This is a genomic window from Pseudophaeobacter sp. 1A09344, assembly GCF_041008745.1.
Taxonomy (GTDB): Bacteria; Pseudomonadota; Alphaproteobacteria; order Rhodobacterales; family Rhodobacteraceae; genus Phycobacter; species Phycobacter gallaeciensis_A.
This window is the reverse complement of record NZ_JAXGFS010000001.1, coordinates 315,584-336,593: the sequence shown is the minus strand read 5'-3', so window position 1 is coordinate 336,593 and position 21,010 is coordinate 315,584. Positions and strand designations below refer to the sequence as shown.

Genomic DNA, 21,010 nt, shown 5'->3' with positions numbered 1-21,010 from the left:
GCACGTTCACAGGACGGAGGGCCGCGCCAAGCGATCAGACCTTGTGACGGGCCCCTTTTGAGGGGGGCATTTCGGGCGGGCCGGCAAAACACTGGGCGATTTCCATCCAGCGCGTCGCGGTCGCCCCGGTCACCTCCAGCGCGGTGTCTTTGATATTGCGGACCTGCGTCACCACCTGCGCGAACTCCACCGCGGATCCGACAACCCGGTTGTCCTCTTGCGGCGTGTTCCATTCCCAGACCGCCGAAGACGGTCCGGTCAGCTGCACGAATGGCGCGGGGTCGGGCACCTCTTCTCCCCGGTTCAGGAAGGTCCAGCCATAAGTCGCAACGCCAAGATGGGCGATATTGCGGATCCGGTCCTGCTCCACCCGCTCCAGCCCTAGAAGATCAAAGACCTCCTGACCATGCGCCCAGGTCTCCATCTGCCGTGCGGTGATCGAGGACAGCGCGCTCATGTCCGGGCCGACCCATTTCACCCGCGCCTTGGGGTCGGCCACAGCAAAGGCATCGGCGCAGGTTTCCGCGCCAGCCTTCCAAGCCTCAAATAGCGCCCGTCCCGACAACCCGTCGAGCCAGGGGAACTGGCATTGCAGGATCGTCTTGCCCGATTGCATGTCCTGCACGATGGGGCCGATGAATGCGGCAAAGGCCTCCTCCCCCTTGAGCGAGGTTTCTGCCGCCACGTTGAACAGGTGCAGGTGGCCCAGCACGTGATCGATGGTCCAGTCTTTGAACTGCGTCGGCCTGTGAAACGCCTCTTCCGGCAGATCCTCCAGTATCGCCGCCAGCGCCCGGCTTTCGGCACGAAAATCCTCTGCCTGCTGCATGGATGCCCTCCTCCCAATTGAAATTCCGCTACGTCCGGCGAGCCCTTCCACGATTGAACCGACCGAACGTTCTGTTTTACGATTCCTCAAAGGATAGGCGCATGACACAGAAAACCGAAGACCAACCCGACGTCACCGCGCCCGGCGCTGCGGGCACAACGCGGGCCGAAACGCGGGCAGACAAGACCCGGCAGCGGATTTTCGATGCGGTCACGGACTGTCTGGACCAGTCGGGATACGCGGAAACCTCGATCAACCGGGTACAGACCGCCGCTGGTGTGTCGCGCGGGGCGCTGACCCATCACTTTCCTTCGAAAGAGGAGATGATGGTGCGCACGCTGGAACATCTTCTGGCGCCGGTGCGCGGCCCGGAACAGGCGAGCGAAAGCGGCCATATGCTGCGCAAGGGCGGCGCGGCACAGGATTTGCCCGCCGAGCTGCACCGTCTGTGGGCCCGGGTGATCAACACCCGCGAAGGGCGCGCGGTGATGGAAATCCTCGTCGCCTCGCGCACGGATGAAACCCTGCGCACGCGCATCACCCCCTCGCTCTGGGATTATAACGACGCCTTCAACCGCAATATCGCGAACCTTTACACCGCCTCCTCGGGCGAGGATCTGGCGCTGCTCTGGTCGATCTGCCGTAGTTTCATGCGCGGGCTGCACAGTCAGGCACCCTATGAACGCGACCCCGAGATCATCACCAAGATGGTCGATCTGTTCGCCCGTATTATGTCGCCGCATCTGGCGACCCGCCCCGGCCCCAAGGAGTAAACCGCATGCAAAGCCCCTTTGACACCGAAGAGCGCCGTGCCTTCCGCGAGAGCCTGCGGAGCTTTGTGGCGCAGGAAATCACTCCCTTCTGCGATGACTGGGACGAAGCCGGGAAAATCCCCTGGGAGCTGCACCAGAAAACCGGGGCGCTGGGCGTATGGGGCTTTGGCATCGACGAGAAATACGGCGGGCTTGGCTTTGACGACTGCTTCATGCGTGCCGCCTACAGCGAGGAAATCGCCCGCTGCGGCGCGGGCGGTGTCGCGGCGGCCATGGGTGGGCGTCAGATCTCGCTTGATCCCATTGCCCGGCTGGCCAGCGAAGAAATCAAGATGCAGGTGCTGCCGGAGGTGATCGCGGGGCGCAAAGGGTCTTCGCTTGCGGTGACGGAGCCGGGCGGCGGATCGGACGTCGCCAATATCACCACCACGGCGCGGCGGGATGGCAATCACTGGGTGCTGAGCGGCAGCAAGACCTTCATCACCGGCGGCATGACGTCGGAGTATTTCGTTATTCCTGCCCGCACTGGTGGGCCGGGGCTGGAGGGGATTTCGCTGTTCTTTGTCGAAGCAGACACCCCGGGGTTCACCCGCAGCGCGCTGAGCCGGAAAATGGGCTGGTGGTGCTCGGATCAGGCAACGCTGTTCCTCGATGACGTCCGCCTGCCCGCCGACCGGATGATGGGGCCGGAAAATCATGGCTTTCTGGCGGTGATGGAGAATTTCAACCTCGAACGGGTCGGGCTGATCGCCGGCATGCTGGGCATGATGAAAACCTGCCTTGAGGACAGTATTGCCTGGGCGCAGGAGCGGCAGACCTTTGGCAAGCCGCTGATCCGCCATCAGGTGATCCGCCACAAGATCGCCGATATCTCGGCCCGGATCGACGCGGTAGAGGCCACGCTCAACACGATCTGCTGGCAGGTGAACGAAGGGCGGATGCCGGTGGCCGAAATCTGCAAGGCGAAGGTGTTCACCTCCAAAGCCTGCGAGTTCTGCGCCTCCGAAGCGATGCAGATACTCGGTGGTGCGGGCTATCTGCGCGGCAACCGGATCGAACGCATCTACCGAGAGGTCAAGGTGATGGCCATCGGCGGCGGATCCGAGGAAATCATGCGCGATCTGGCGGTGCGGCAGATGGGGCTGTAATCGCGCAGCGGCGCGTCATACCGTCGAGGAAAAGCTGCGTTCAGCCGCCTCGAAATTGCGGGTCAGCGGCGCCGTCAACGGCGATTGCGCCGAATAATAGGCCCCGACCCGGCACAGCTGCACCGCGAAATCGGGGTGCACGCCCGCATCATCGTATTTGCGCACCCGCTCCTTGCGTAGCCAGCCGCGGCGTTTAACCTCCTGCTCAATCAGCTTCAGGCGCTGTACGCAATGCAGCGTCGTGTAGACTGACAAGTAATCCATGTAGTCGGCAATGTCGTGGCCACAGCCGATATCGAAATTCTCGATCACGATATCGGCCATCACATCGGGGGCGATTGGCCAGGTTTCATCGGCAATCAGCCAGGCCAGATCCTCGGCCCCGTGGCGTAGACCGGCGTATTCGAAATCGAACCAGCGCAGGTATCCGTCGTCGCCGATGGCGGCATTGCCTGACCGGCAATCCCATTTCAGGAACTGCACACCGGGGTAATCCATCCGCTCTGCCACAGCCGCCATATCGAACTGGCGGGAGATGCCCACCGAATAGGGCTCCATCGCGGTCACCGAACCGACAAAGGAGGTGACCCAATCCGTGTTCGATCCCAGATGCGGCAGCATTTCCGCCAGGTTGGTTTGCCGCCCCGCGGCTTGGATCCGGAAGATCGCCGCCACCGCCTCGGCGGCCAGTTCGACCTGATCCTCTGGGTCCTGTTCCATGATCTCTGCATTCAGACGCAGCTCGCCGGTGTCGGATTGGAACATCACATCATCGCTGACCCCCAGAACCTGCGGAATATCGTCACAATGGGGCGCTAGTTCCTCAAGTACATGCGCCTCTAAGTGGGTGCGGCGGAAATCGGGCCGCAGCGTGGCAATCACGTTGCGATCTGGATAATGCAGCCGCAAGGACGAGCGCGAATTGCCCCCCGGCGCAGAAATCCGGTCGGGCGCGGCGCCCAGAACCACCTCGGCCTTGGCCGCGATATAAGCTTTGCGATCCTCAAAACTGCCGTCAGCCACGTCTGTCCCTCTTCACCTCACCAAGTGTTGCGCCTGTGCTGACATCAGAAAACGGCGAATTTCGGGACAAACAGAGGCAGAGAGTGCGCGATTCGCCCGGCACACGCTGAAGTTGACACCCCAGGGCGCGCCAATCGCAAAACAATGCACGACCCAAAGCTGGGTTTGTTTCCAAAATTTCCCGCACTCACCCCGTATTTGACTAAAATGCGACGAAAATTTGTTCGACTGCCGAACCATTTCATATGTTCACCGTTGAGCGGCATGCCTCCCATTTTGCGCCTGCCGAAACGCATCATTTCAGATCGCAGGGGTGACAGTATGACTTGGGGACTTTTTTCGCACAAAAGTTTTGGCAACTGGGGCAAGAGCAGCGGCAAGGACGCCTGTGGCAGCAACAGCTACCACAACGGCGGCGTGCGCGGGGAACACTTCGCCCGCTGGTATGACGGACATCTGTCCGACCGGTTTGGCCACGGCGGCAAAGGCCATAAAAACTGGTGGGACCGCGACGAAAAGGACGATCACGGCACGGGCGGCAGCAAGGGGACCGGTGGCAGCAAGGGCTCCGGCGGAACCAAAGGCTCTGGCGGCGCCCGGGGATCGGGTGGCAAGGACGGCTGCGGCACGGGAGAAGGCACAGGTCGCGGATCAGGCGGCGGCACCGGTGGCGGCTCGAAAGGCCATCACGGCGGCAAGGACTGGTGGAACCACGGTGGCAAGAACTGGTGGGACCATGGTCGCAACGAAGATGACGATTGCGCGTCCGATGGCTCTGGCGGAACCCGCGGCTCTGGCGGAACGCATGGTTCTGGTGGCACCCACGGTTCTGGCGGGACTCACGGTTCCGGCGGAACCGGCAGATGGGGCAGCGGTGGCCATTGCGGCTCCGGAGGCACGGGTGGAACCGGCGGCACCGGCGGTACAGACGGCGGCGGCGGCGAAAACACCGACGATGGCAAGACCACCATCACTTTCACCCTGGGCGAAGAAGGCGGCAGCCAGGTGGACGTGTCCGTCACGCAGACGCCCGGCGGTGAGCTGTTCGTGAAACTGGATCCAACCACCTTTGACGGCCAGGAGGCGGATCTCGACGGCATGTTCTTCAACCTGAGCGACGACGGCCGCACCGATGCACTGCACTTCTACCCGGATGAAAACGCGTTGCCGGTGACCGGCCACAGTGCATCCGCCAATTCGGAGAACACGCTGGATAACGGCGCCACTGTCTCCGAAAACTATGACGCCCACGTGCAATTCGGACAGGTGCCGGACAGCACCGAAGGGACCGTCAACAACCTCAACTTCACCCTGTGGTCCGAAGATGGCGCGCTGACGCTGCAGGATCTAGACCTCACCAATGTGTCGATTGTGGTCAACAGCGACGGTCGGGATCCGCAGGAGCTGCACGGTGGTCTGACTGATGAAGCGCAGGCGCAGGTCGAAACCGACCCGGCAGCGGTGAATGGCATGACGCTGGACAGCTGGTCCGAAACGCTTCCGGTCGCCTTTAGCCAACCCGCAACCGAACCGGATGTCATGTCTCTCATGACCCTACCGCCGGAGGATGACATGATGCCGGAAGACCCGGCTGACACGGAAGACGACATGATGGCCGAGGCTGTCTGAGGCCACGCTGCCTCACAATGAACCGAGAAGACATTGACCGGAGGCCCCCAAACGGGGGCCTCCGGTGATTTTTAGGAGCAGCATTACTGATCCCTTCGACGATCAACCGTTCACCTAAAAAGGAGGGGGCATCCCGCTGATGCATAAACCTTTCTTTAGGAAGACAGGTTACACAGCTGGCCGACGGATCCTCAGGAGGTGCAGCGGTGAAACAGGAAAAATGTCAGGCCTGCCGGAATGGCGCAAAGTTCGACCTGCCCATCACCATGGCGTTCCAGCCAATGGTCGCCCTTGGCGCGGAAAAGATCTTTGCCTACGAGGCGCTGCTGCGCGGCAAGGACGGCGCTGGTCCGCGCGAAGTGTTCTCGCATGTCACTTCTGATACGCTTTACGCCTTTGACCAGAAGTGCCGCACCACCTCGATCGAACTGGCAGCAAAGCTGAACCTTGCGGAAACTGGCGCGCTCCTGTCGATGAACTTCCTGCCCAATGCGGTTTACGATCCAAAGGCCTGCATCCGGCTGACGCTTGAGACGGCCAAACGCACCGGATTTCCGGTGGACCAGATCATGTTTGAGTTCACCGAAACCGAACGGGTGAACACGGACAAGCTGATCGAAATCCTGACCACCTATCGCCGCCTTGGCTTCAAGACCTCCATCGATGATTTCGGCGCCGGCTATTCCGGCCTGAAACTGCTGACGATGTTCCAGCCGGATGTGGTGAAACTGGACGCCGGGCTGATCCGCAATATCGATGTCTCATCGGCGAAACAGACGATTGTTCGCAACACCATCAGGATGCTTGAGGAAATGGGTATCCTGATCGTCTGCGAAGGGATTGAAACCCAGGGCGAATACGATGCGCTATATGATCTGGGTGTGGACCTGATGCAGGGGTATCTGTTCGCCAAGCCGGGATTTGAGTCCCTCCCTGCGCCGCAATGGCCTGTCCACAGCAGCCTGTCCATGGAGCAAAGCGTGCTACGCTGAGGCACACGCCACAAGTTACCGTAAAGTCATCCACTTTTTGAGCGAATTCTCCCACCTCCGCCCGCTCCTATTTGATCCTGGTCACGTTCCACGCGTACGCCCGGCCTTAAAATTGCGCTGTATTTACGGGCACGGTGAAGGAGGTTTCCCATGTATCAACTGACCGAAGACGGCGACTGGACCAACGATTTTGACTACACTCAGACCAACGTCGCAGACATCCAACCCGGTCACAGCGTCAGCGGTACCGTAGGCGGCACCGATGCGGGCGATCTGATCCGGGTCTCACTGGCCTATGATCAGCCCTACACGTTTACCCTGGAGGGCGACGGAGTTTTCTTTGAGATGCTGGATGACGGCACCGATGCCGGGGCAACAATCGACGGCAACACCATGACCTACACGGCCGAGCACCCCTCGGACTATTATAACATCCGCGTCACTGGCAGCGGCAGCTACACCGTCACCATGCAGGGCCTTCCTGCGGATTATCTGGAGGACGAGGACGCAGGCGGCATGAGCGGCGCGCCAACCCTTGAGATCGGATCCAGCATAACGGGCGTCATCAATGGCAGCGACCGCACCGGAGAGACCGACTACTATGCCTTCCACGCGATTGGCGGAATGGATTACGGATTCTCCATGGCGCAGGCCGACTCGCCTTTTGGGGCCACGTCCGGCGGCTGGCTGGAAATCCTTGACGCGGATGGAGAGCCGGTCGACGGTGTGTCCGGCGGCGCCAGCGCCTGGGACGGATCAGTGAAGACCTTCTCGCCAGAGCTTTCCGGCACCTACTACCTCGCTGCCTGGACCTATTTCGGCTACTCCGGCGCCTATACGATCAGCAGCTATACGGACGCCGCACCGACCAACCTGGCCAGCCTCGGCACGATTTCCGCTACCGAAAGCGGTGGCTCCACAATGGTTACCCTGCGCGTTGATATCGCCGAGGCCCCCGAAAGCGATATCACGGGAACCGTCTCTGTCACCGCAGTGGACGCGGATTACTCTAAGACGGTCAACAGTTTCGACGCCGCCTTCACGCTGGAGGCAGGCCAGACCTATGTGAACGTCACCGTCCCGGTAGGCAGCAGTGCAGATTACTCAGAAGACACGATCTTTGTCGGTGATATTGCGGAAATTCGTGGTGCCGGGATCGACCAGGGTTTCCTCGCCTCAGAGAGCTTTGTCAGCGAGCTGAGCAACACCCCAACCGCGGGCGACGACGTTCTGGTCGGCACCGATGGAAAAGACCGCATTTTGGGCCTTGCGGGCGACGATGAAATTTCCGGCCTCGGCAGACGCGATACCCTGAAGGGCGGTGCTGGCCGCGACACGCTGGACGGAGACACCGGCAACGACAAGCTTCTGGGCGGCACCGGTCGGGACAAGCTGTTCGGCGGCGACGGCGACGACAAACTGCTGGGCGGCGGCGCCCGTGACCGGCTGTTCGGTGGCAGTGATGCCGACATCCTGGACGGTCAGGGCGGCAACGATATTCTGACCGGTGGTCGTGGTCTGGATGTCTTCGTGTTCTCCGGCAACTTTGGCAATGACAAGATCCGCGATTTCAACGCCACACGCAACGGTGAGGACATTGATCTGAGCGGGGTGGAAAGCATCACCGGCATGCGGGATCTGCGCAACAATCACATGAGCCAGGAAGGCGACGACGTGCTCATTCAGGATGGCAACGGCAATTCGATCACGCTGCTGGACGTCGATATGGCCGACCTAGGTGTGGGCGATTTCATCTTCTGATCGTGTAATCGGATTTTCCACCGGGCCTGCATCGCGCAGGCCCGACTATTCTGACATTGACCAGCAGGCGCCCTGCCCTTTCAACCGTATCGCGGCCCCTCAGGGTATAGCTGCAATTCCTCAGCGTGCGATCACGATATCGGCCTGCAACCCGCCCAGTTCGGCGCTTTCGGTCAGGCGCAGCGTGCCGCCATGCGCCCGCGCCACATCCACAACGATGGCAAGCCCCAGTCCAACCCCGGTTCCAAGGTTCTGATTGCGCGCAGCATCCAGCCGGGTAAAGGGACGTATCGCATCACCGCGCTGCGCGGGGTCGATACCGGGACCGTCATCCTCGACTCGGATGCGCAGGGATTTTTCCGTCAAAGTCACAGAGACCCGCGCCCGGCTGCCATATCGTACCGCGTTCGAGACCAGATTTTCCACCGCCCGGCGTATCGATTGCTGGCGTAGCATCACGGTGCCAGACCCGCTCAGCTCTCCCAGCATCACATCCTTGCCTTGCCGCTGCCAATCCTCGACGATGGCATGCGCCATTTGCATCGGGTCCACCGGTTCAGGCTCGCCTGTTGACGCACCGCGGGAGAAATCCAGAAAGGCATCCAGCAGCGCCTGCATTTCATCGACATCACGCAACAGCGGTTCCGCTTCCTCTTCGTCCAACATCGCCAGCCCCAACTTCAGCCGTGTCAGCGGCGTGCGCAGATCGTGGCTCACCCCCGACAGCATCAGGGTCCGCTGCTCGATCTGCCGCTCGATCCGGGCGCGCATATCCACGAAGGCGCTGCCAGCGGCCCGTACCTCTGTCGCGCCACGCGGCGAATAAGGGATCATCCGTCCCCGGCCAAAGGCCTGCGCCGCATCCGCAAGCCGCTTGATCGGGCGCAGCTGATTGCGCAGGTAGATGAAAGAAATCAAAGCCATGAAAAGGCCGAAGAAAACCATCGTTACGATCAGCTGATGCGGCGCTGCCGCCGTCAACCGCCGCCTGTCCACCCGCAGTTCCATCCTGCCAAGGTCGGTATCCAGGAACACCTTGACCTCGCGGTTATCGGGAAACTGCGCCGCGACAAAACCCGGCAGATCCTGCTGCAACTTGTCCCGGACAACGCGGCCAGAGAATTCGTACCACCCCACTAGATCCTGCGGGTCAGGTTCACCCTCCTCAAGGAACCGTGCCCCCATCTGCAGAGGCTGCAGGAACGGAGCAATCCGCACCAGCATGTCCTGTTGGCTTTCCGCGCCTGCGCCCTGCTGTTGCAGCAATGCGATCTGCTGCATCACCGTGGCCGTCATCTGGGTGGTCACATCCTCCAGATCCCGTTTGATAAAGACGATGGAGACCACAAGCTGCATCGACACGATAGGCACGATCAGGATCAGCGCCGCCCGGCCATAAAGGCTCCGTGGAGAATATTGTTTGAGCCTTTGCAAGAACATGCGCTAAGCCTACAGGGTCGCCCCATGGCTGTGAAGGCACCCGGCAGGCTTTTGCCCGCGCGCCAGCAACAAAAGGAACGGATACCCGAATGCAGGCTCCAGACGATTTCAATCCCGCCCCCGGTCGTGCCGAAGAGCTGCAATCGGGTGTGCGCCGCATTCTGGCCCCGAACCCCTCGCCAATGACCTATCGCGGCACCAACACCTATCTGATGGGAACCCGGGATCTGGCGGTGATCGACCCAGGTCCGGTGCTGCCAGATCATCTGGAAGCGATTTTGGCCGCAGTGGGCCCTGATCAGCGTATCGGCCATATCATCGTCACCCATGCCCATGTAGATCATTCGCCCCTTGCCGACGAGCTCAGCCAGCGTACCGGCGCGCCGGTCTATGGTTTTGGCCCGGCCAGCGCAGGCCGGAGCCCGGCGATGCAGCAACTGGTCGCGCAGGGCATGACAGGCGGCGGCGAAGGCATCGACACCGAGTTTACGCCTGACATCACGGTGGCAGATGGCGATATGATCTCCGGCGAGGGCTGGAACCTTGAGGTGCTGCACACGCCCGGGCATCTGGGCAACCACATCGCGCTGGCTTTTGGGGATGCCTGTTTCACCGCTGATCACGTGATGGGCTGGGCCAGTTCGCTGGTCTCGCCGCCCGATGGCGATCTGACCGACTTCATGGCTTCCTGCCGCAAGCTGCGCGCCCGCGACTGGCGGATCTTCTATCCCGGCCACGGCGCCCCGATCACGGACCCTGCCGGACGTCTCGACTGGCTGATCGCCCACCGCGAAGCCCGCGAAGCCGCCATCATCGATGCGCTGCGCTCCGGCCCGGCCCGCCCGGGCGATCTGGCCGCCCGGATCTATACCGAAACCCCGACGGCCCTATTGCTCGCTGCCGAGCGCAACGTTCTGGCCCATCTCATTGACCTAATGGGAAAATCCCGCGTAGCCCCGGTCGGTGACCTGAGCGCAACCGCAGAATTCAGGCTGCTGGGCTGATCCCTGGACGCCCCTGCCCCAGAGCGGTTCTCGGTCCCGGATTGTGCGATCCGATGTTATTTGCATTTTTTTCGCCTCTCCCTCTGGACGCCCCCACGCAGGGCCGCTATACGGCGCGGACCGTTCCGGCGTAGCTCAGCGGTAGAGCAGTTGACTGTTAATCAATTGGTCGTAGGTTCGATCCCTACCGCCGGAGCCATAAAAAGCCCTTAGGTCTTTACGACCTAAGGGCTTTTTTGGTTCCAGAATCTGGAGTGCTATTGGATGCGGGGGTATCTGCGCAAGAGGTGCACTCCCCTCCTTTTTTGAACCTGCTGGCCTTCTAAGTTGCATTCTGGTCTCCAGTTAAGCGCTAGAGGTCAGATTGGCGAAGCGCCACGTCCGCGTTCTGCGGTCCGAACCCTGTGTCCGTGGATGTGGCCTTTGAGGCTATCAATTTGTCCATTCAATACGACAGCTTTTTGTGTTCCTTGCCGTCCTCTGAGATGTGAAAGAGAGTGCAGTGGGGCACTGCCCTTGCGCCATGCTTTTTGAGCTCAAACCCAAAGACAGACGTTTTGATTTCCAACAAAGAGGAAAAAAATTATCTGTGCATTTGGAAGTCCAGACGCCAGAGGTAATCAGTTGGTAACTCAGGTTGCTTGGCCACCCTCAAGGAAGGTGCAGTGCCTCCCCCTAAGCGCAGGCTTTCATCAAAAGGATGGAGCTATGGCGTCAAACTCTCCGACACCAAAAAAGCCCTCAGGTCTGCACGACCTGAGGGCTTTTTTGGTTCCAGAATCTGGAGTGCTATTGGATGCGGGGGTATCTGCGCAAGAGGTGCACTCCCCTCCTTTTTTGAACCTGCTGGCCTTCTAAGTTGCATTCTGGTCTCCAGTTAAGCGCTAGAGGTCAGATTGGCGAAGCGCCACGTCCGCGTTCTGCGGTCCGAACCCTGTGTCCGTGGATGTGGCCTTTGAGGCTATCAATTTGTCCATTCAATACGACAGCTTTTTGTGTTCCTTGCCGTCCTCTGAGATGTGAAAGAGAGTGCAGTGGGGCACTGCCCTTGCGCCATGCTTTTTGAGCTCAAACCCAAAGACAGACGTTTTGATTTCCAACAAAGAGGAAAAAAATTATCTGTGCATTTGGAAGTCCAGACGCCAGAGGTAATCAGTTGGTAACTCAGGTTGCTTGGCCACCCTCAAGGAAGGTGCAGTGCCTCCCCCTAAGCGCAGGCTTTCATCAAAAGGATGGAGCTATGGCGTCAAACTCTCCGACACCAAAAAAGCCCTCAGGTCTGCACGACCTGAGGGCTTTTTATGGCTCCGGCGGTAGGGATCGAACCTACGACCAATTGATTAACAGTCAACTGCTCTACCGCTGAGCTACGCCGGAATGTGAGGCGTGGTATAGAATCTCCGCTCTGCCGCGTCCAGAGAAAATTCTCTCCAAGCTGCAGTTTTTTTCAGCCCCTAAAGTCAGAGCGCGCTTTCAGCCTAACATATTGGTCTTAAGCCCTCTTTCGTCTCCGCGCCGACACCCCCTGTCACCTTGATAGGCCCCTGTGGAACCAACCTCTGTCCACGCGTCTTCGGCACCAAGGCGGCCCAAAAGCCCGACCGGATTGCCACGTTGTCCGGCTCGGCGCCGTAGCCAGCCCCCCTCCCCCGTTATTGGTCAACAGCACGGAGAGCCTGTGCCGCGGAGCGCCGACTTCAGGCGCACATATGGACGGACAAAAAGCTCTCGGCCTCGCACCAGATCTCATCGAGCAGTTCGGTCTGGGTGATGTCGCAGCCTTCTGCGTGTTCGATCTCCAGCATCAGCTCGCGGAACCGGGTCAGGCCCAGGACCGCTGCCGATCCCGCCAGGCGGTGTGCCTCCTGGCGCAGCTCTGTCGTCAGCTCCTCGGCCTCGGCCAAAGCTGCCTTCAGCCGCTCCACGTCCTCGCAATACGTCGCGAGGAAGCCGCGGGCGCGTTCCGGGCCAAGCGCATCGAAGAACTGCACGATGTTTTCGTCCTGATTAACCTCCGGCAGCACCGGGGTTCGCCCTGCCCGACGAGCGATCACATCGGCAAGTTCCTGTTTGCTGATCGGCTTGGTGATGACCTCGGCGAATCCCGCGTCCAGAATGCGGGCATGATCTTCGGCGGCGGCATGCGCTGTAAGGGCTACGATGTCGGTGCCTTCCGCCAGTTTCCGCGCGCGGATCCGGCGAATTGCCTCGATCCCGTCCACCTCTGGCATGCTGATATCCATCAGGATCAGATCGAAACTGCCCGCTTCGGCGCAGTTGACCGCCTCCAGCCCGCCTGCGGCCGTGGTCACCCGTTGGCCCTGCTGGATCAGCATCTTCTCCAAGAGCAGGCGATTGATGTCATTGTCTTCGACGATCAGGACGGCACTAGTCTCCTGTTCCTGATCCGATTGCGCCTCGGCCTTGACCATGGGCGCGCTGGCCACCGGCAGCGGCAGCGACATCGAGAACAGGCTGCCTTCGCCAAGTTCGCTTTCGCAGGTGATTTCACCATCCATCGCCTGCACGATACGGCGGGTGATCGCCAGGCCAAGCCCGGTGCCCTCATTGCCGCGCCGATAGCTGGAATCGAGCATGGTGAACTCTTCAAAGATGCGCTGCAGATCCTCCTGCGGGATACCGGGGCCGGTATCGGCGACATGGAAGTCCACCACATCCGTCTCCGGCAGGCGCTGGATATCGACGGAAACGGCGCCTTCATTGGTGAATTTCACAGCATTTGCGATCAGGTTGAGAAGCGCTTGCTGAATGGCGCGGGGTCGCCCTGCCACCACCGAGGACGGGCCAAGGCTGCAATGCAGCGACAGATCGATTCCCCGGCTCTTTGCGGTGGCCTGCTGGCTTTCGATCAGACCTTCGGCCAGTTCCCTGAGGTCGAAGACACGAATCTTTTCCGGGTCCACCCCTGCTTCGAGCCGCGACAGCTGCAACACGTCGTTCACATGATGCAGCAGAAGCTCTCCCGACACTCGCATTGCCTGGAGATAGCGCATCTGTTCGCCCGAGGGATCGGTGTCTTCCAGAAGGTCGATCGCCCCCAGCACCCCGGTCAGAGGGGTGCGCATTTCGTGGCTCATGACGGTGAGCAGATTGGCCTTGGCACGTTCACCTGCAAGGGCATCATCGCGGGCGGTGCGCAACTCTTCTTCGGCTTGCATCCGGTCCGAAATGTCACGCATGAAGCTGACAAAGACCATATCCTGCCCCGACTGGCTGAGCGAGACCGAGAGTTCGACCGGAAAAATTTCACCGGACTTGCGCAACCCTTCGAGCTGGACCCGGCCGGCGCCGATCACTTTGGTCTGGCCGGTATTGAGGAAACGCGCCATGCCCCGGGCATGCGCTTCGCGCAGGTGCATCGGAATGATCAGCTCCTGCATCTTCTGCCCGATGACTTCGGCGCTGTTGTAGCCAAAAATCGTTTCGGCCGCGCCGTTGAACGCCTGAATACGGCCTTCGGTGTCGACCACCAGAATGGCGTCGAGAGAGGAGGAAATCATTGCCTCCATCTGCGCTGCGGCGCGGCTGCGCTCTTCGGCCAGCTGGCGCCCGCGCCGGTACATCTGCGCCAGCATTAGCGCGGTGATCGCAATGGCCGCAAATAACGCCAGAATGACCCAACCCAACTGGTAGAGGATATCGAACAGCTGCAGGCGCTTGGCCTCGGTTCCCTCGACCTGCATCACCACCCCGAACAGGGCAAGTTCACGCACCTTGTCGCCGTTCTGATTCAGTTCCGAACGGACCTGAGAGATATTTTCAATCAACTGCTCGTCGCTGACATCGATCAGATCAGCCAAACGGTCCAGTCGCGCACTGAGATCGGACAGTAACTTGCTGCCCGCCTCGTTGTCGCGCAGCTCCTGAAACAGCGGGCTTTCCTGAAAGGTCGCAATGCGGCTGTAATAAATGTCAAAGCGACGGCGCAGCAGGGGCAGGTCCTTTGCCTGCCGCGCTGCACCGGCTGCTGCATCCAGTTTCAGATGCTCGACCTCGGCCTGCGACATGACCCATTGCATGTTGTCCGTCGCGGCCGTCGATAGACCCTCGAGCCTGAGGAGAACCTGTTGACCCAGGCGCACGGACTGTACCACCAGCAAAGGCAGAACGATCAGGGCCGCGACCAGAACCCAGCGCGACGCTAGTGGAAATCGCCAGTCCGTTTCTTTGGTCACCGGGCCACACCTTTACCGTTGGACGTTGATCCCCTCCAGCTGCCAGATGCTTCTGGAGTAGATCGCTTCGGTTTTATACGAGGGATTGCTATCGTAAGGGTAAACGATCCACAAAGGCCCCTTGGAGCGGACCGACATGGTCTTGCCATTGCGTTCATAGGCGATGATCGGCCCCCCTTCGATCGCATCGGACAGAGGCACCTCGACCATGTAATCGTTGATCGCCCGCGCTTGCAGGACACCAGAGGTCACCCCGAGATGGGCCATGAGATCCTTCAGCGATACGCCGGTGAAGGCCTGCGTGCCAGAGGTCCAGATGGTTTCCGTTTCAAAGGAGGTCTGGCCCAGCGACATTAGCTGATCGCGGGTGAAGGTCGTCGTCGAGGCATCATCCCCTTCGATCTGAACCGTCAGCAGCACGGTGTCGTCGCTGGCGGCCTGCGCCGACGCCCCAAGCCCGAGCATCAGGCCTACCCCCAGCGCCAGAACCAGCGCGCCCAAAACATTCATCCAGCGGATCATCACAACACTCCTTTTTGAAAATACCCAATTTCACCGCGTCGGACACTGACAGATTGTGCCCCCTCTGGCACCAACGCCTCGGGATATGCGCCTATCCCAAAGGATAGGACGCCTGCCGGATGGGTTATTAAAACCCAACCTTTTCAGCTGTCCTTCTCCAGCTTAATTCAGTTATCTTTCTAAATGTTTTATTGAAAACCGGCCCGGGGCACTATTGTCTGCAAGAGGGAAGACACGTCCAGCCGGGGATTGATACTTATGAAACCCTTGTCGTGTAGGTGTCGACTTTGATTGACCTTCGCTGTCGCTAACAGACTCTAGGAATTCTATGCGTATTCTTTTGGCAGATGATCATGACATGGTTCGCGAGACCATTTCCGCCTACCTCAAATCCGAGGGGGGCGCAGAGGTGTTGCTTGCCACCGATCTGCCGGGCGCGATGGAGCTGATTTCCGCGGAAGGCCCGTTTGACCTGGTGTTGCTGGACTACCAGATGCCCGGAATGACAGGACTGGATGGCCTGGCTGAGGCGCTTGCGGCCAATGGCGGCAAGGGCGTTGCGATCCTCTCCGGCAGCGCTCCGGCCAATACTGCCCGGGCGGCGCTCGATGCCGGGGCCATCGGGTTCATTCCCAAGACCATGGGCGCGCAGTCGCTTTTGAACGCGGTCCGCTTCATGAGCGCGGGGGAAATCTATGCTCCGGTCGAGTTGATGCGCGCGGAAGAGAGCGCAAATACGCACCCCCTGGCCGAACGGCTGAGCCCACGGGAGCTGGAAGTCCTGAACGGCCTTTGCCGCGGCCTGTCGAACAAGGAAATCGCCCGCGAGTTGGACTTGCAAGAGGTCACCATCAAACTGCATGTGCGCACCCTCTGCCGCAAGCTGGACGCCAAGAACCGCACCCAAGCTGCCCTGACCGCCAAGGAAGCCGGTCTTTTCTGAACCACGCCCGCAGACTGCGCCGCACCGGTCGCATTCAGGTGTTCTTTGGCAAGAGGCGGCATTCCTCCTCTCCGGCCGTGCGGCCTCTTGATCAGGCCGCCCTCTGCCGTTTCGCACGTCGGCGGGCCGCACCGGCTTCGGCCTTTTCATTCGCCATGTCCTGGATCCAGTCCTCCCAGATCGACCGGTTGTGGTCCAGTTGCACGCTGTCGACGATCTCCACCCGTCCCAGAATCGCAGCCTCAAAGCTTTCCTGTTTCACCTTGCCATAGGCATCGGGCACAAGCCGACGAACGATCTCGGTTTGCGCGATACCGGCAACGGCGGCCTTGGTGGCATGAAGGATACGCGGGGCATGGCGTTTGAATGCTGCTAGGAGACTGCCCGCCCGCACCAGATAGATGCCGGAATTCCACAGGACATCAGGATCGGCCTCATCACCCCCCACTCCGGCGCTATACAATGCCTGCATCGGCTCCTGTCCCCGGCGCCGCGACAAAGTTCTGAGACGACCATAAGGCCCGTGATCACGGGTTGCCACCGCCACGATACCGCCCTGTTTGGCCGCAGGCAGTGCCGCCTCCAGCGTCTGAAGCAAACGGCCTTCGGAGGCGCAGGAATGGCTGGCAGGCATGATCAGCAACAGCGCATCCGGCGCATCGCGGAACCGCAGCGCAACGGCCGCCAGAGCCGCAGCGGATTTCGACAGCCCCGGCTCGATCAGCAGGGAGCCCTTTACGCCCACCGCGCACATCTGCTGCACTGCCAGACCTTGATTGGCTTCGCAGGTGACCACCGTCGGAGCGGCAAACATCGGATGATCCAGACAGCGGATAACCGATTGGAACCGGCTTTCGATCATCGCTTCCGCGAAGAAATGCGCCGGAACGCGCTCTTCCCCTGCCGGAACCACAGAATTTGCCTGCCCTGCCATCACCACTGGATAAATCATAACAACCCTCGCCGGAGTAAACTGATGCCGACAGGTTTACAGAAACTTCATACAAAAAGCGCCTATCCATGGGGCTGCGCAGCGCGCCCAAAAGGATAGGTCGCGCGCAAAGGCGCACCCCATGCGGGCAGCGCTAGGCCTGGCGGCGGTCAGCCTAAGGAGGCAGGCAGATGCGCATAGCCCCGAAACCGCATCCGACCGCCGGCGACCCGCCCCGGCAGCAGATGGTAATTCGGAAAGCGACTGAGGAAGCGTTCAATAGCGATCTTGCCTTCCAGCCGCGCCAGAGTCAGCCCGACGCAGACATGCGGGCCACCGGCAAAGGCCAGATGCCGGTTCGGCTTGCGCGAGATATCGAAGCGCTCGGGGTGGTCGAACACCTCCGGGTCACGGTTGGCGGCGCCGATCACCAGATGCAGGTTGGTGCCCCGCGGGATCTCAAGCCCGCCGATTTCCACCATCCGCGTGGTTTCCCGGTTGCCCAGCTGGTTCGGAGAGCGCATCCGCAACATCTCCTCCACCGCCGGTTTGATCAGTTCCGGCTCCGCCTGCAGCCGCGCGCGCTGGTCCGGGTGATCATTCAGCAGCGCCAGACCATTGCCGATCAGGTTGGTGGTGGTCTCATGCCCTGCGTTGAGGATGAAAATACAGTTCTGGATCAGCTCGATCTCGCTCAGCTGCTCATCCGCGCCCTCGCCCCGGATCAGTCGGGTCAGCACGTCGGTTTCCGGATCGCCCGGCTGGGCACGGCGCCGCGCGATGAGATCCGTCAGATAGGCTTTGAACTCTTCCACCGCCTTATGCCCGAGCTTCAGCTCCTCATCGCTGAGCGCAGGTTCCAGCGCCCCGAGGATCGCCAGCGACCAATCGCGCAGCGGCCCGCGTTCCTCCATCGGGACGTCCAGCAGGTTGCCGATGATCTGGATCGGAATGGTCGAGGCGAAATCCTCGATCAGATCTACCTCCTCGCGCCCTTCCATGGCATCCAGCAGATGATCGACGGTCTCAACCAGCCCCGCCTCCATCCGCCCGATGGCACGCGGCGTCAGGGCCGAGGTCATGATTTTGCGCACGCGTGTGTGCAGCGGCGGGTCGGAAAACACCAGCGATGTGGTATGATGTTCAAAGAGCGGTGAACCTTCGCCGAACTTGGGCGCAAAGGCGGCCTTCTTATCCGAGGAGAAAGACGTGGTGTCCCGATAGATCCGGTCCAGATCCGCATGGCGGCAGATCAGCACCGAGCCATCGGGCTGCTGCAGAATGGGCGCCTCTGCCAGCAGGGCATCGTAGAAGGGAAACGGATCCTCCACAAAGCCCTCGGGTGGGTTTGCCAGATCAAAATTCAGAATGTCGGGTGCGGTTTGCGGTTGTGTCACGTCGTCTCCTCCCAGAACGTGCCGTAACGTCCGCTGTCGTTTTGAGACTGTCAATCGCTGCGGCGCAAAATTCCGCTGCGAAACCAGGGTGACGGCCCCGGACGCCCCGGATATGTTCGCCCTATGTCCACGCCTATCTCATCCATCCGCAACCTTGGCCCGGCCTCGGAAGAGTCCTTTGCCCGTGCAGGCATCCACTCCGCCGAGGAGCTGCGCGAGCTTGGCGCGGATGCGGCCTATGCGCGGCTGCTGCAGGCGGGCAGTCGCCCCCATTTCATCGGGTACTATGTGCTGGTGATGGGGCTTCAGGGGCGCCCCTGGAACGATTGCAAGGGCGAAGAGAAAAAGGCCCTGCGCAAGCGGTTCGACCAGATCAAGGCGGAAAACACTACGGCCAAGAGCGAGGCCGCCGGTCTGTCGCGGCTGGAGCGCGAGCTAGACGCCATAGGCGTCATTCCCCGTCGGGGATAACCGCCCCTCCCCCGTTCCGAAGGAAACAGACGAACGAAAAAGGCCGCCCCGGTGTCCCGAGGCGGCCCTGAAATCCGGGTCACGGAAAGTCAGGCTTAGCCGACCAGTTCCAGACCGGAGAAGAAGTATGCGATTTCAACCGCTGCGGTTTCCGGCGCGTCGGAGCCGTGAACCGAGTTTTCGCCAACCGATTCCGCGAACTCGGCGCGGATGGTGCCGGGAGCGGCGTCTGCCGGGTTGGTGGCGCCCATGATTTCGCGGTTTTTCGCGATGGCGTTTTCACCTTCCAGAACCTGACACACGATCGGCTCGGAGGACATGAATTCGCACAGTTCGTCGTAGAAGGGACGCTCGGCGTGCACTTCGTAGAACTTGCCGGCCTGTTCCTTGGTCAGGTGGATGCGCTTTTGCGCGACGATGCGCAGACCTGCTTCTTCGAATTTGGCGTTGATTGCGCCGGTCAGGTTGCGGCGGGTTGCATCAGGCTTGATGATCGAAAAGGTGCGTTCCAGTGCCATCGGGCGTTCTCCATTAGTGTTCGGCCGGGGCAAATCCCCGCGCCGGATATATCGCGCGCCGGGTAACATGCCTGCGCTCGCTTGGGAAGGGCTGAGTTGCTCCCTGGCGCTCAAATCCACGCTGTCAACACGGCCTGCGATCAGCCCGCTTCGGGCAAAGGTTCGCGTATATCGACCCAGCGCACATACAGCGCCGAGGCCAGCGCCAGGATACTGGCGCACAGGATGATCCCCAGCACCATGAAGGGCGCGTTTTCAGGCGCCACCAAAGCACCGGTCAGCGAGGTCAGAACCGCCCCCAGCGCCACCGACAAGGCCCCCGACAACCCTGAAGCGCTGCCCGCCAGATGCGGGCGCACCGACATCAGCCCGGCGCTGGCATTGGCGATAGTGAGACCGTTGCCAAATCCGACGCAGATCGCGGCGCCGAAAAACACCGGAACCGAGCCCTGCCCCAGCGCGAACAGGAACAATCCGCCAAGCGGGCCGAGCGTCGCGCTGATACGGCCAATCAGGATCAGTGTCAGCAGCGACACCCGCCCCGCCACCCGTCCGGTGATGAAATTGCCCACCATGAAACCGCTGGTGATGATGCCGATGCCCAGCCCCACCATGGCAGGGCTGAGGTCGAACCAGGCCGCTGCCACCAGCGGCGCCCCGGTGATGAAAGAGAAGAACCCGCCGACCGAAAACGCCACACAAAGGCTGTACCCCCAGAACCGGCGCGAGGCCAATAGCTCAGGATAGGTCCGCATCTGGGCGCCAAAGGTGGCCGAGCGGTTGTCGTTCGTCTCGCCCCAGTCGCCCCAGGCCAGCGCCAGCATGGCAAGGCCCATCACGGTATAAAGGATGAATCCCGCCCGCCAGCCAAAGGCCATTTCGAGAAAGCCGCCCAGCATCGGCCCCAGCATCGGCGCCAGTGCCATCGCCATGGAGACGTAGCCCATCTTGCTGGCGGCCTCTTCGGCGCTGTGCATGTCTCGGATCGCAGCGCGGGAGACCACCTGCCCCGCCACCACGGCCCCTTGCAGCAAGCGAAAGCCAAGGAACACCCAGATCGATTGCGCCAGCGCGCAGCCGATTGAGGCAAGGGCAAAGACCAGCAGCGACACCAGCACCACCGGACGGCGTCCGAAGCGGTCCGACAAAGGCCCCATGACCAGCTGCAATACTGCAGAAATCGCCAGGTAACCGGCGATGGACAGGTTCACCAGACCATAGTCGGCCTGAAAATCCTCTCCGATCCGTGCCAGCGACGGCAGGAACATGTTGAGCGACAGCACCGAAAGGGCAGTGCCGAAGATCAGCGTGGCAATATGAGGGGCCGTTTGCGCAGCTCGCATGGCAGTCACCGGACGTAGAACGGGAGAAAGACGAATTCCCGCCTTGGCTATCACGTGCTCCGGGGATGGGCCAGTTGATACCCAGTTGAG

General features: G+C 60.9%; 17 protein-coding genes and 2 tRNA genes. 9 read left to right on the top strand and 10 right to left on the bottom strand.

All coding sequences use genetic code 11. The features are described from left to right. Window positions 1-34: 34 nt before the first annotated feature. Window positions 35-829, bottom strand: coding sequence for a TIGR03084 family metal-binding protein (locus SM765_RS01565; RefSeq protein WP_274836838.1), 795 nt, complete (start codon window positions 827-829; stop codon window positions 35-37). Between the two features lie 101 nt (window positions 830-930). Between SM765_RS01565 and SM765_RS01560 the strand changes: the two genes are divergently transcribed. Next, window positions 931-1,602, top strand: a complete 672-nt coding sequence (locus SM765_RS01560) for a TetR/AcrR family transcriptional regulator (protein WP_274833773.1) — start codon at window positions 931-933, stop codon at window positions 1,600-1,602. A 5-nt stretch (window positions 1,603-1,607) separates the two neighbouring features. Then, window positions 1,608-2,750, top strand: a complete 1,143-nt coding sequence (locus SM765_RS01555) for an acyl-CoA dehydrogenase family protein (RefSeq protein WP_065273304.1) — start codon at window positions 1,608-1,610, stop codon at window positions 2,748-2,750. A 15-nt stretch (window positions 2,751-2,765) separates the two neighbouring features. Here SM765_RS01555 and SM765_RS01550 read toward each other — a convergent pair whose 3' ends face one another. After that, window positions 2,766-3,773, bottom strand: coding sequence for a hypothetical protein (locus SM765_RS01550; RefSeq protein ID WP_274836837.1), 1,008 nt, complete (start codon window positions 3,771-3,773; stop codon window positions 2,766-2,768). Between the two features lie 321 nt (window positions 3,774-4,094). On the opposite strand from SM765_RS01550, the gene SM765_RS01545 reads away from it, so the two are divergent. From SM765_RS01545 to SM765_RS01535, 3 genes are all read left to right on the top strand, one after another. Then, window positions 4,095-5,402: a hypothetical protein gene (locus SM765_RS01545; RefSeq protein ID WP_274836836.1), complete on the top strand. Its 1,308-nt coding sequence runs from the start codon at window positions 4,095-4,097 to the stop codon at window positions 5,400-5,402. A 206-nt stretch (window positions 5,403-5,608) separates the two neighbouring features. After that, on the top strand, window positions 5,609-6,394 hold the full coding sequence (locus SM765_RS01540) for an EAL domain-containing protein (RefSeq protein WP_274832039.1): 786 nt from the start codon (window positions 5,609-5,611) through the stop codon (window positions 6,392-6,394). Between the two features lie 150 nt (window positions 6,395-6,544). Beyond that, a complete protein-coding gene (locus SM765_RS01535; protein WP_274836835.1) occupies window positions 6,545-8,155 on the top strand; it encodes a calcium-binding protein in 1,611 nt (536 codons plus the stop codon). A gap of 120 nt (window positions 8,156-8,275) precedes the next feature. Here SM765_RS01535 and SM765_RS01530 read toward each other — a convergent pair whose 3' ends face one another. After that, a complete protein-coding gene (locus SM765_RS01530; RefSeq protein WP_274836834.1) occupies window positions 8,276-9,595 on the bottom strand; it encodes an ATP-binding protein in 1,320 nt (439 codons plus the stop codon). 89 nt (window positions 9,596-9,684) lie between these two features. Between SM765_RS01530 and SM765_RS01525 the strand changes: the two genes are divergently transcribed. Then, complete coding sequence (locus SM765_RS01525) at window positions 9,685-10,599, top strand: MBL fold metallo-hydrolase (protein WP_274836833.1); 915 nt, start codon at window positions 9,685-9,687, stop codon at window positions 10,597-10,599. A 124-nt stretch (window positions 10,600-10,723) separates the two neighbouring features. Next, window positions 10,724-10,798: transfer RNA gene (locus tag SM765_RS01520), tRNA-Asn, on the top strand. 1,103 nt (window positions 10,799-11,901) lie between these two features. Here the strand turns inward: SM765_RS01520 and SM765_RS01515 are convergent. From SM765_RS01515 to SM765_RS01505, 3 genes are all read right to left on the bottom strand, one after another. Next, window positions 11,902-11,976: transfer RNA gene (locus SM765_RS01515), tRNA-Asn, on the bottom strand. A 320-nt stretch (window positions 11,977-12,296) separates the two neighbouring features. Further along, window positions 12,297-14,795, bottom strand: a complete 2,499-nt coding sequence (locus tag SM765_RS01510; RefSeq protein WP_274833761.1) for a hybrid sensor histidine kinase/response regulator — start codon at window positions 14,793-14,795, stop codon at window positions 12,297-12,299. Window positions 14,796-14,807: 12 nt separating this feature from the next. Beyond that, complete coding sequence (locus tag SM765_RS01505; RefSeq protein WP_274836832.1) at window positions 14,808-15,317, bottom strand: putative pterin-binding protein; 510 nt, start codon at window positions 15,315-15,317, stop codon at window positions 14,808-14,810. 328 nt (window positions 15,318-15,645) lie between these two features. Here SM765_RS01505 and SM765_RS01500 point away from each other — a divergent pair, with 328 nt between their 5' ends. Continuing rightward, a complete protein-coding gene (locus SM765_RS01500) occupies window positions 15,646-16,260 on the top strand; it encodes a response regulator transcription factor (RefSeq protein WP_274828475.1) in 615 nt (204 codons plus the stop codon). A 91-nt stretch (window positions 16,261-16,351) separates the two neighbouring features. Here the strand turns inward: SM765_RS01500 and SM765_RS01495 are convergent, their stop codons facing one another. After that, on the bottom strand, window positions 16,352-17,212 hold the full coding sequence (locus tag SM765_RS01495) for a hypothetical protein (protein WP_274836831.1): 861 nt from the start codon (window positions 17,210-17,212) through the stop codon (window positions 16,352-16,354). A gap of 149 nt (window positions 17,213-17,361) precedes the next feature. Beyond that, window positions 17,362-18,588 carry a cytochrome P450 gene (locus SM765_RS01490; protein WP_274836830.1) on the bottom strand — a complete coding sequence of 409 codons (1,227 nt, stop codon included), beginning with the start codon at window positions 18,586-18,588 and terminating at the stop codon, window positions 17,362-17,364. Between the two features lie 123 nt (window positions 18,589-18,711). On the opposite strand from SM765_RS01490, the gene SM765_RS01485 reads away from it, so the two are divergent. Then, window positions 18,712-19,059 (top strand): TfoX/Sxy family protein, encoded by a 348-nt coding sequence (locus SM765_RS01485; protein WP_274828478.1) that lies wholly within the window; start codon window positions 18,712-18,714, stop codon window positions 19,057-19,059. 95 nt (window positions 19,060-19,154) lie between these two features. On the opposite strand, the gene ndk is transcribed toward SM765_RS01485, so the two are convergent. Next, window positions 19,155-19,577: a nucleoside-diphosphate kinase gene (gene ndk / locus SM765_RS01480; protein ID WP_065273293.1), complete on the bottom strand. Its 423-nt coding sequence runs from the start codon at window positions 19,575-19,577 to the stop codon at window positions 19,155-19,157. Between the two features lie 140 nt (window positions 19,578-19,717). Continuing rightward, entirely contained in the window at window positions 19,718-20,920 is a 1,203-nt protein-coding gene (locus tag SM765_RS01475) for a multidrug effflux MFS transporter (RefSeq protein WP_274828479.1), read from the bottom strand. Window positions 20,921-21,010 lie beyond the last annotated feature (90 nt).